Annotated in this window: 5 protein-coding genes and 2 pseudogenes; 3 read left to right on the top strand and 4 right to left on the bottom strand. The window is 59.5% G+C overall.

The annotated features are described in order from the left end of the window. The 3 genes from VMA74_RS07975 to VMA74_RS07985 form a co-directional block, all read right to left on the bottom strand. Positions 1 to 1,339, bottom strand: a 1,339-nt coding sequence (locus VMA74_RS07975; protein WP_325366105.1) for a peptide-N4-asparagine amidase, incomplete at its 3' end; no start/stop codon positions are given. Between the two features lie 664 nt (positions 1,340 to 2,003). Beyond that, positions 2,004 to 4,439, bottom strand: coding sequence for a glycosyl hydrolase family 95 catalytic domain-containing protein (locus tag VMA74_RS07980; RefSeq protein WP_325366106.1), 2,436 nt, complete (start codon positions 4,437 to 4,439; stop codon positions 2,004 to 2,006). A 21-nt stretch (positions 4,440 to 4,460) separates the two neighbouring features. Next, positions 4,461 to 5,558 (bottom strand): SGNH/GDSL hydrolase family protein, encoded by a 1,098-nt coding sequence (locus VMA74_RS07985; protein WP_325366107.1) that lies wholly within the window; start codon positions 5,556 to 5,558, stop codon positions 4,461 to 4,463. A gap of 481 nt (positions 5,559 to 6,039) precedes the next feature. On the opposite strand from VMA74_RS07985, the gene VMA74_RS07990 reads away from it, so the two are divergent. Together VMA74_RS07990 and VMA74_RS07995 are read left to right on the top strand one after the other, a co-directional pair. Continuing rightward, positions 6,040 to 8,208, top strand: a complete 2,169-nt coding sequence (locus VMA74_RS07990) for an alpha-galactosidase D (RefSeq protein ID WP_325366108.1) — start codon at positions 6,040 to 6,042, stop codon at positions 8,206 to 8,208. A 134-nt stretch (positions 8,209 to 8,342) separates the two neighbouring features. Beyond that, positions 8,343 to 9,743 (top strand): annotated as a pseudogene (locus VMA74_RS07995) (sugar porter family MFS transporter). A 59-nt stretch (positions 9,744 to 9,802) separates the two neighbouring features. On the opposite strand, the pseudogene VMA74_RS08000 reads toward VMA74_RS07995, so the two are convergent. Next, positions 9,803 to 10,613: pseudogene (locus VMA74_RS08000) on the bottom strand (IS630 family transposase); the annotation flags it as partial. Positions 10,614 to 10,953: 340 nt separating this feature from the next. On the opposite strand from VMA74_RS08000, the gene VMA74_RS08005 reads away from it, so the two are divergent. Further along, positions 10,954 to 11,493 (top strand): hypothetical protein (locus VMA74_RS08005; RefSeq protein ID WP_325366109.1); only part of this gene is annotated, 540 nt, incomplete at its 3' end.

Raw genomic sequence — 11,493 nt, forward strand, 5'->3', positions numbered from 1 at the left:
AGTTGCCCTTCGATGGATGATCGAAGACCTGACGGTTGGCAAAATCCGCATGCTGTTCGACGCGCGTGACGACCTTGCCGTGCGAGGTTTTCAGTTCGCCGGTGATTGCATAGTGGCCGTTTTGCAGGGTATCGACCTCACCATGCAGCGTGCCATCGGGGCCGTATTTGAAGTGGCGCTGCACTTGTGGCGGCTGGCCATCCTGCTGTGGAGCAAGTGTGTTTTGCGTGAGTTTGCCGGTGAGCACGTCGCGCCCATGGTCACGCCAAGCAAGCAGGTTGGCGGCGAGGCTGAAGAAGTCGTGTGCGCCTAGCACGCGCACCGCCACGGTGTGCGGCTTGCCATCGTCAAGCAGTGCGGCGAAGGGTGTCAGGTCCACACGATAGGGCGTGAAATTGAGTGTCTGGATGTCAGGTGTGGGTCGCCACAGATTCGGGTCCACGCCGCCGGTGTAGGTCCATGGATAGACCGGCGCGCGCCCGGCCGGCTCGCCGTCGATGCTTACGGCCACTTCGCGGAAGTTACCGCCGGGGCACTGCTCCAGCGGATCGCCCGTGTTCGGTGGCCCGAGCGAAAACTCGCGCGTGGGTTCCATGTCGGCATCGTCGATGCACATGTACCACTGCTCGTCCACGGCCTGGCTCTGCGCGATCAGATCCAGCGCCACGCGTTCGACATTGCGCGGCAGGGTGAGGGTGCGCGCGAGCGTTTCATGGCCGTTCTGCACATCCACCGGATGCCCGTCGCTGTCGCCGACCAGACCGATGGCGAGGTCGGCGGGCGACGCGGCCTTGCTGCGCGCAGTGGCTGGATAGAACACAAGTTGCGCGCTGCCTTGGATCACGCCGGCGCGTGTGGCATCTATCCAGTTGTTGAGCACGGTCTGGCCGTGCCCGACGTCATGGAACAGGCTGGCGTAATCGGTTACGTCACGCTCGACGTGCCAATGGGGGCTGACCTTGGCACTCGGTTCCTGCGTAGTGCCATAGAAAAGGTTCACGCCCTTGAGCCATAGGCTGGCCGTGCGGTCGTATTGCCGCCCGGCCGTCACCGAAAAATCCGCCTCCAGCACCACTTTCGACCATGGACCGGCGCATTGCGCAGGTGGTGTGTACGTCCACTCACGGGGCTTCGCCGCACGCGAGGTGGCGTTGCCGTGGTCGTCGAATGCGACATCGGTATACAACTTGGCGACGCAGGGCGTGTCGGCAGGGCGGGGCACCGGCGCATCGGCGATGGCGACGCCACGATCGCCCACGGCGGGCGATGTCTGGGCGGCGACGAGTGCGCTCGGCAAGGTCAGTGCAAGGGCAAGGCCCGGGCGAATCAGGTGGTGCATGCAGATCATCCTGCCATGGTGCGGAAGGTTATCTGCAAGCATGCATGGAATGGTGTCCGCTGGCGAGGGATATCCTTCAATGCGAGGCATTGCCCTTTGCAGAACGGCCGCTCAGGCGGTTGTGGATGGCGATTACTTGCTCACTTACGCACTGCGCCTGGTCAGACGTTTTTGGCGATGATGGAACTTGGACGGCGCATGTGGGGCAGCTGTCAGCGTTACTGCCCACGCGTCGCGGCAATACGCTGGCCGTGAAGCTGTTCCTTGAAGAGGAGGTGCTCCGACAATCTGGAGCAGCGATTGGCGCCGCGATCTCAGTGCAGTGGGTAATGCAACAAATCAGGCGCAGCCGTTGGCTGTCCACCGCCTGCTTCGATTCTAGCCACGCTAATCGCAATGGCACTAACTTAAGCGTCATGGGTCCATGGTCTGCCGCATCCGCTCCCTCTCCTGCGGCAGTAGGGGAGGGCGGGGGTGGGGTTGCTTGTGCTTTAGCGTGCAGCCGAATGTTGCTATTACTTCTGATAACAAGAAGCAATGTGGCAACGTCGTGGTCTTGCCGCTCGCTACGCTCGCACCCCATCCCAACCCTCCCCTACTTCGCAGGGGAGGGGGAGCATCACAGCAAGCGTCGAGGCACACGCTCAAGTTAGTGCCATTGAGGCTAACCGGCAGCTGGCGTAATCGTTATCGATTGCCCGGATTGCAGTGAAATGGTTCGCACATGCTTGCCGAATTTCAGCTGTGTCCGGGTGCCGCCGACGCTGTGCACGGTAACGCTCGCGATCTCGCCATCGCGCCAACGCATGTCCACCACGAAGCCGTCGCGCGCGCCGATGCCAGTGACTTCACCGCTCGCCGCCCAGGCTTTGGGCAGGGCAGGGAGCAGCTCTATCGAACCTGGCCGGGAATACAGCAGCATTTCCAGCATGGCCGTGGGTGTGCCGAAGTTGGCGTCGATCTGGAATATGCCCGTGGTGGAGGTCATCTGGTAGACGTCGAACAGGTTCATGGCGGTGCCATTGCCGCGAATCTGCCAGGGCGCAAGATTGGTGATCACCAGTTGATAGGCACGTTCCGCATGCTTCAAGCGTGCCCAGCAGATCGCCCGCCATGCACATGCCCAGCCATAGCTGGTCATGCCGCGTGCGTCGAGCAAGCGGGTAACGCCATCGATCAGGGTTGCCGGACTGTTGTCCAGGGTGATGCGGTCTCCTGGAAAGAATCCGATCAGCGGTGAGAGATGGCGATGCCGGGTTTCTCCCAGGTTCTTCGGTGACATCCATTCTTCCAGCCAGCCGTTTTCGCTGCTGACCTGGGGCAGATAAAGCTTTGCCTGCAATCCGCCAATGACCGAGCGGTAGTGCGCGTCCACGCCGAGGATGGCGGCTGCTTGCTGATAGTTGTTGAACAGGTCCCACACCAGTTCCTGCGCATAGGTGATGCCCTTTGCATTCTTCGGGCCTTGTTCCGGCGACCAATCGCTGTCGTCGATCAACACCTCGCGCTCCCGGCCGCTGACGGGATCAGTGATGCGCAGCGTGAGCAAGCGCGCCTCCCAGAACTCGCACGCGCCCTTGAGCAGGGGATAGATGCGCACGAGGTGATCGCGATGAAGCGTGTATTGGTAATGCTGCCAGAGACTGTTGCATAGCCAGGCGCTGCCGGCGGGATGCCACCACCAGCCATTGCCGCCGAAAATATTGGTGGAAATGGCTACCGTCCATCCGGCCAGTTTGCCGGAGCTATTGCGGAAGCCATTTCGCGGATCATTGAAATGCTGCCGGGTTATCGCGGTCCAGGACTCGAATTGCGACAGGCAGTAGTTCGTCAATGCATCGAAGCAGGCAGGCAATCCGGCGCGATCCGGCAGCCAGTAGTTCATCTGCAGATTGACATCGGTGTGATAGTCGCTCATCCAGTCGGGCGTATTGTCGCTGAGCCACAGCCCCTGCAAGGTGGTGGGCAACTTGTCGCGCGATCCGCAGATGGTCAGGTAGCGCCCGAACTGCAGGTAGGCCGCTTCCAGTTCAGGGTCCGCGGCGGCATCGGGTTTTGCGCGTGCCTGCAGACGCGTCCACGTATCCCATCCGCGTTGTTCCGGTGTCGATGCGCCAAGCTTGACCTGCATGGTGTCATACAGCGCGGCGTAGTCGGCAATGTGGCTGTGCAGCAGAACATCTGCGGTCAACGAAGCCGCCGTCTCGAGCTTCTGCCGCACCAGCGTCAGCGGATCGAGTGCATGATCCATGTAGCCTTTCGCGACATCCGGGGTGTAGTTGGTACCGCCGCAACACAGAATGGTCAGCGCATCGCAGCCGGCAAAGCGTAACCTGCCATTCTCGACCGATACGGAGCCGGATCGGCTGACAGCTTTTACGCCGGCTGCATATTTCAGGCCGTTATTCAATGCGCCACTGAAATGGCTGCCTGCGGTCTGTTGCGAAAACTCGGTGGTCTCTGCGTGGGTTCCCTGCAAATCGATCGCACCCGACCAGGTGCCGCCGCCACTCTGCGAGAGATGCACGACGATGACATCGTCCGGATGGCTGGCAAAAATCTCGCGCAGATAATGGATACCGTCCTTGCGATAGGAAACCCGCACGTAGCCGTTGGCAAGATCCAATTCGCGCCGGTAGTTGGTGATGCCCGACAGCGCGTGGCCACTCGCCTCGATATAAAGCTTGGCAAGCATGGTAAAGCTGCCGAAATTCTTCACTTCGTAGCTGAATTGCCCATCGTTATCGAGTGAATCGTTCGGTCCGCCGAGCCACATGGAGTTGTCGGTGAGATACAGGAAATCCCTTGCAGGATCGCCGCCAATCAAGCCGCCCATGCGCCCGTTGCCGATCGGCGTCGCTTCCTGGATGACGTTCGATTCGGAAGCGGGCGTGGCGTACCACAGCGTGGGGCCGTGCATGGATGGTGCGCGTGTCCGTCTTGGATTTTGTGCCGGGGCTGTCGCGGCAGCGAATCCGGGCGCGCTCAACAAAGGCAGTAGCGCTGCCATCGTGCCGGTCATCTTCAGGAAATGGCGGCGTGCTGCATGCTCAAGATCGCCATGATCCTTTTTCGCGCCAGTACCCGGTAATTTTTTCATCGGCGATATTCTCTCTCAGCGCTAATGGGTAAGCAGCTGCAAGTCGATGGCGTTCACCATGGCCTGCATGCCTGCTGCGTTTGGGTGGACGTGATCGCCCGAGTCGTAGCCGGGGCGCAAGGATGCGGGATGGGCGGGATCGCGCATCGCCTGATCGAAGTCGATAACGCCATCGAAGGCGCCGCTGGTGCGAATCCAGTGATTGCAGGCCTGCCGAATGGCTTCATGGGCTTCGGTGTAGTAGTCGGCACCGTGGTCCGGCAGCAGCGTTCCGCCGATGATCCGGATGCCGGCATCGTGCGCCTGCTTGATGAGATGCCTATAGCCGCCGATCAAGTCCTGCGCGGTCAGCGGCGCGCCGTTCGGGCCGGCATCGTTGCCGATATCGTTGATGCCTTCCAGCAGGATCACGGTTTTCACACCCGGCAGATCGAGTGCATCGTGCACGAACCGTTTGATGGCGCTGATGCCTTGCCAGATGTTTGGTGCATCCGTCAGCACCCGGTTGCCACCGAGGCCGGCATCGACGACCGCAATAGGGTGATGGCTATCGGCAAGCCGGCGCGCCAAGTCGTCGGGCCAGCGCGCGTAGGCGCCTTTGGGCGTGTTGTAGCCGTCGGTGATGGAATCGCCGAAGGCGACGATGGTGCTGTGATTGCTGGCAAGAACATCCACGCCCGACAGGTAATACCAGGAGGTGGTGGTGCGGGTATAGCTGCCGCCGTCGATGTTGTCCGTGCGATCACCGGTATCCGCGTCGGACACGTAGGTGGTATCGAATGCATCGGAATGCCAAGTGGCGGGACTGGTTTTACCGGGCAGATAAAGACTGATCAGTACGTTCTGGCCGGCTTTGATGTGCATCGTTATCGGGTCGCTGAAAGCCTCCGTGCCGGCGGCCAGGATAAAGCTTGTAACGTGAGAAACCGTCACCGTGCGTAGCGAGCCAGCGACAGCGCTCGCGCCATCGGCCTGATAGGCAATGCTCACGCGGCCCACGCGTAATGGCGTCGTGCTGCGCAGATTGGATAGGTGAACGCGTACGGATGAGCCGCCCAGGCTTGCGTGCGCGATCATTCGAATCGTCTGGTCGTTGAACGTAGGGCCGCCGATAGTCATGCTCGGCGCCCAAACGGGTACCCGATGTTCGGGAAAGGGCGGTGTCGCTGCAAGCGCGGCGCAAACGACCGACGCTGCCGTTAGCGCGATTGCCGTCAGTAAGCTTGCCCCATGTTTACTCATCAACAGTCGCGTCGCCGTGCTTGTGACATTTTTACTTCTTGACAGGGCGGATGATTCGAATCTACGTTATATTATATGACAAATACGCAAGTCTAGCCGTATGTTGTCGCTTTCAGCGCATGCACTGAGGCGGGGGAGCAGCGCAAGCTTCAGTCCATTCGACGTAGTCAGTGATGTTCAGCAGTTGCTGTTCGATTCCGTCTGCTCAGCTTTGTTGGGCACGCGTGCCCAGTGAATCGGAGCGTCCTCAATGACATTGAAGGGAACGTCGACAGTCATGAATACCTTTGTATTTAACGGTGGCGAGCATTCACGGTTTCATCACGCTGTAACGGGGCCTCGTTTATTGGCGCGAACCGTGACGTTGCTCTTGTCGCGCGGTGCTTTGGCGTGTGGGCTGCTCGGCCTGGCGACAAGTGTGGGTGCGCAGGTCAACGGTGTGGCCCAGAGACCTTATCTTGGCTGGAGCAGCTACAGTCAGCAGACGCTCGATGCCAACTTTCTTACCCAGGCCAATGTCGCCGCCCAATCCGATGCACTGGCCAGCTCAGGGCTGCAGGCGCATGGCTTCAACTACATCAATATGGATTCGGGTTGGCACGGCGGCTTCGACGCGAACGGCCGGCCAATTCCCGATCCCACCTTGTTTCCGGACATCAAGGCACTGATCGATCACATCCATAAGAACGGTCAGAAGGCCGGCATTTATTGGATTCCCGGGGTGGAAGAACCCGCTGTTGCGGCCAATTCCCCGATCCTTGGCACGCCCTATCACATCCAGGACATTCTCACCGTACCGTACACGGCGGGGAATGCGTTCGGCTCACCGGGAACGTCGCCGTATCATTACAAGATCGATTTCACCAAGCCTGGTGCGCAGGCCTATATCGATTCCGTAGTCGCCCTGTTCGCGTCGTGGGGTGTCGACTTTATCAAGCTGGATGCCGTGACACCCGGTTCGTACAACGACAATCTCAATATCGACAACCGGGCCGACGTAGCCGCCTGGTCCAAGGCCATTGCGAACAGCGGCCGTCCGATCTGGCTGACAATCTCATGGGAAATCGATCAGGACTATCTCGACACATGGCAGCCGTTTTCCAATGCACGCCGCATCGACGATGACGTTGAATGCGAAGGCCGTTGCGCGACGCTTACGGATTGGCCACGTATCTACAAACGCTTCCGGGATCTGCCGGGTTGGGAGAATGCGGCCAGCCCTACGCTGGGCTGGAACGACATGGACTCGCTCGATATCGGAGACGGCAAACTGGATGGCCTGTCTCATGCCGAGAAGCGCTCCGCCATCACCCTGTGGGCCATGGCAAACGCACCTATCTACCTTGGGGGCGACCTGACGAAGATCGATGATTTCGGCAAGCAACTGGCGACGGCCGATGAAGTGCTTGCGGTCGATCAATCCGGCAAGCCGGCAAAGCAGGTACTCGGCGGGGACCTGCCGGTATGGATTTCCGATCTCGGCGATGGCAACTACGACGTCGCCTTGTTCAATATGAATGCGACGCCGGTGAAGGTGACGCTGCCGTGGCGGGAAATCGGGCTGGACGGCGTGCGACAGGTGCGTGACCTGTGGGCGCGAACGGACCTTGGCCCATCACCTGGCGCGTTTTCGACGGTGCTGGAGGGACATGGCGTGCGGCTGCTGAAAATCTCAACGCGCATTGGCCATACGCCGCCTGTGCCTTCCACCAGCTACGAAGCCACATCGGCGACGTTGGCGGGCACGGCATCCATTGCCGACTGCCCCCTTTGCTCTGACGGCAAAAAAGTAGGCAGCCTCGGCCTGGGTACCGGCAACACCGTAACGTTCCAGAATGTCTATGTGCGACGCGCCGGTGTGTATCTGATGCAGGTCGATTCGATGACCTTTGCCTTGCGTTCCTATCTCTATACGGTCAATGGCGGCCCCTACCAGACCCTCAATTCCGGCGGCGGCAGTTTTCTTATTCCTTCCAGCACGACGGTGCCGGTTTGCCTGCAGGCGGGATACAACAGCATCCAATTCGGCAATCCCACCAGCTATGCGCCCGACCTGGATCGCATCGTGATCAGCGGGCAGGGCGATGCCTTACTGCCGACAACCACCACTTACGAAGCCGAGCAAGCCACCTTGAGCGGAACGGTCACCGCGGGCTTCAGCAACTATGCCTCGGGTCTTTCCAAAGCCGGCAACATCGGGAATGGTGCGGCCAATACGGTGACGTTCTCGAATGTGACCGTTCCAAGAGCGGGGACGTACCTGCTTGAAATCGACTATGCAACGAGCGGCACGCGCACGCTCGTGGTCACCGTCAACAACGCTGCGCCGGTTTCGTTGAACCTGGATGGAAGCACCTTCGACGACCCGCGGCCGACGCTGCTTCGCGTTCAACTGAAGGCGGGGTCCAATACCATCCAGATGGGCAATCCCACTGGTTACGCACCGGATCTTGATCGCATCGTGGTGGCTCCGCTGGTTACCTCGGACTCGCTCTCCGGTATGACGACGCGGACGTGCCCTCGATAAGCGTAATGCATCGAACTTAATGTCCACGTCAATGACGTCATGCACGACGACACCTTTCGGTGAACCTTAAGCCTCCGTATCCAAAGGAACCACTCGTGCAGATACCCAGTGACACGCCCGGCGATGCCCACGCCGTGCATGCCGACAGCGGCCGCTATATATGGCTGATTTGCCTGATCGCAGCCCTCGGCGGTCTGCTTTTCGGCTACGACTGGGTGGTTATCGGCGGTGCCAAGGTTTTCTACGAAACCTATTTCGGCATCCATGATCCGGTGATGTCCGGTTGGCTGATGAGTGCGGCCCTGGTCGGTTGCATCGCTGGCGCGGCGATGGCGGGCATGCTTGCGGACCGCTTTGGCCGGCGCGCCATACTGATCGTTTCGGCGGCTTTGTTCTTGATGTGCGCGTTCGGCACCGCATGGGCTGACGGTACCGGCATCTTTACGATGTTCCGCATCATCGGCGGACTGGGTATTGGCCTGGCTTCCAGCATTTCGCCGCTATACATCGCCGAAGTCAGCCCTGCGGCACATCGGGGGCGCTTCGTGGCCATCAACCAGTTCACCATCGTCGTCGGCGTGTTGCTGGCGCAGTCGGTGAACCTGTGGATCGCCCGGCCGGTGCCGCCGGGGCTCGATGCGCACGCGTTGCTGCAATCGTGGAACGTGCAGCATGGATGACGCTGGATGTTCTTGAGTGGAGGTGTTCCGGCGCTGCTGTTCTTGGTGCTCGCGATGGCGATACCCGAGTCGCCACGATGGCTAAGCCGGCGAGGGCGTCACGATAGGGCGGAACAGGTACTGACGAAGATCGGTGGCGACGTCTATGCACGCGCTTCGCTGGCCGCCATCCGCACGGTACAGCAGGCCAACGCTGGCGTTGGCGCAAGCTGGCGCGATCTGCTCGACCGGCGCGTGCGGCCGGTCGTCGTAATTGGGGTGACGCTGGCGGTGTTCCAACAGTGGTGCGGGATAAACGTCATCTTCAACTATGCGCAGGACATCTTCGCGTCGGCAGGCTTCGACATTAATGAAGGGCTCCGATCGATTGTCGCCACCGGTTCGGTCAATCTGCTGTTTACGCTGCTGGCGCTGGCGCTGGTGGACCGCTGGGGACGGCGCAAGCTGATGCTGGTCGGCGCGGGCGGCCTGTTTGCGGTCTATCTGCTGATCGGTGGCGCTTACGCGCTGCACTTGCTCGGACTGCCGGTGTTGCTGTTGGTGCTCGCAGCTATTGCGATCTACGCCACGACGTTGGCGCCGGTCACCTGGGTGCTGCTGTCGGAAATCTTCCCGGACCGTATCCGCGCGCAAGCCGTCGCCTTGAGTGTGTTCTGGCTCTGGACCGCGTGCTTCGTGCTCACTTACACATTTCCCTGGCTCAATACCCACCTCGGTCCGGCGGGCAGTTTCTGGTTGTACGGCTTGATCTGCGGCGCGGGTTTTCTGTTCGTGCTGCGGCGTGTTCCGGAGACGGCTGGCGTGCCGCTTGAAGTGCTGGAGGCGCAGCTTGAAGGGCGTGCTGATCTGCGCTGAGATCTTGAGCGGGCTCAAAGCACAATGGCGCAAGCTTACTAACTTTTTCGAAAGTAATGTCACGCGGCAGCATATTGACATTCGCATTGGCGAAAGAAAAATTTCACTAACCCGGATAGCTTTTGAATGCGACGCAGTGCGCCAATCACGAGCTGTTTCATCTCACTCTTTGATTCAACCAGTTGCTTGGCGACTCCCCGCTTCATATTGCGCCCACACGTGTTTGCCAGAATTGAGGTGGGATGAGTAAGGTGGCAAATAGAACAACTTCAGCCGTCCCTCCTGGGCTTGGACGAATGCCTTGACGAGCTTCGCCTTGTGAACAGGGCGGCCATCGAGCACTTAAAAGACAGGTGTTGTAGCTCTCATCGTCAGGCAGCTGAGGAGCTCTCGAAAGACTTTCGCCGTTACAGCGCCATCATACACCATGAAACGAAACTCGCCGCGAGGACACCACCGAAATTATGTTCAAGCCGAAGCGCGCTTGTGGTTCCTATCACCGGCGTTTGCCTTTGGGAACCCATGTGGTGCCGGTGGGTAGTCCGAACGCAGGCCCGATTCATCCGCAAAATAGATCGTGGCGCCTTCCGTTCGTGCGTGGGATCGAATCGCCGGATAAGTCTTCACTTCCCGCTGGCGAACTAACTCTTGATCTTGTTGAAACGCTTGGTACAGCGGCTTCTGGACTGTGAATCCCAACAGTTTCATGATGCGACTAACGGATGAGAACGAGAGCTTTCGGCCGTTATCTTGGGTGGACGCCCTGGAATCGGTTTTGCCAACAGTGCGTTCTGACCGCCGTTCGCGAAGTCAGCCAGCCAGCCAGCAATAGACGCTACGGATGTTCACCCCATAAGAGGATACCGCACTTGCAGCGTCCAAATTCAAATAATCTGTGGCAAACCCGAGAGTTCACTAAGCCTTCGCAATCCTGAGGAAATGATGGCTGACGTGGGTCATCAAGCTCGTATGCAACAGGCGTCGACCGTATTACCGGCCTTATCCACAGCGCGATACAAGCCTGAGACCGTGACCATGGATAAAAGTGGGGCTGATGATCTCGCCGCCTTCCTGACCATCACCGCTGAGTGGGAAGCGAATGAGTGACTGCGCTGCTGGGAGCGTTTTTTGCACTTGTATTTGCGGTGCCGTAGTTCGCGAATAGACCGTAAAGATAGTATTTGATTGACACTGCCGAGGAGTATTGGAAATGACTACCCCCATGAACAGTGGACAGGCAACTCCGGTCCCACCAATCGGTCAGCCCAGTGTTGGCATTGGTGATGCACGGGCGCATTTCGCCGCGATAACAGCACGAACGCCGGTAGATCAAGCTTTTCGAGCCGCCTTTCTCAACAGCAGGATTCGGCTCGTCCATACGCATGCTGCCGCTGACCTGACATCGCGTGACCAAGCAGTGCAGCGGCTCATGGGCAAGCTCGGTCCTGCCGCGCGAGAACTGGATACACAGTCAGTTCTCGGGGGCACTGGTTATGGTATGTATTACACGGACGACTTCAGAGCCGCATGGCAGAACGGCACCGGTATAGCGTTCAATGCAGTGTGCCCCCAGCCACCCGGCGGGAACGTCGACACTTTTCTCTATATCACCGCGACGAACCGCTCCGCGCTCGGTGTCGAAGCCCTTGTCGCATACAACGGACAGAACGATGGCGGCTTTCTCGTTTTTGACTGGTCGAGGTCAGGGACGGACCCCTGGCAGGTGAGCATGTCGTTTAGTCAACTGTCA

This window comes from Dyella sp. (assembly GCF_035508675.1).
Lineage (GTDB): Bacteria > Pseudomonadota > Gammaproteobacteria > Xanthomonadales > Rhodanobacteraceae > Dyella_B.